The organism is Paenibacillus woosongensis (assembly GCF_009725165.1).
In the GTDB taxonomy this organism is placed as follows: domain Bacteria; phylum Bacillota; class Bacilli; order Paenibacillales; family Paenibacillaceae; genus Fontibacillus; species Fontibacillus woosongensis.
On the sequence record NZ_WNZW01000065.1, the window covers coordinates 1 to 305 of the forward strand.

Consider the following 305-nt stretch of genomic DNA (forward strand, 5'->3'; position numbering starts at 1 on the left):
ATATTCCGACAGTAAAAGGCGGGGGCTTCATAGGCCCTAACTTGGGTTTAAAAAAGCCTGGGCTTAACAATATGAAAACGGAGATGCCTAAGGAGACTCCAAAACCTCCGAATCCGTCGAATACGAGCAATAAAAATCCTGTGTTTGGGGCAGATTGGAATGAGTTTTTACAGTCTAAATACGGGAAAAATGCAGTTGAGTGGGTAAGTAAAGGACGAGAAGAATTACGCACGAAAGTTAAGACCAATGTAGAGCAAAGCGCAGCTGTAAGAGAAGCGTCCAACTTCGATGTGCATTTGAAAAAA

The 305-nt window shown here is 42.6% G+C and carries 1 protein-coding gene; it reads left to right on the forward strand.

Annotation, left to right across the window (positions count from 1 at the left end):
- Positions 1 to 41: 41 nt before the first annotated feature.
- Positions 42 to 305, forward strand: a 264-nt coding sequence (locus GNP95_RS25605; RefSeq protein WP_155613616.1) for a hypothetical protein, incomplete at its 3' end; no start/stop codon positions are given.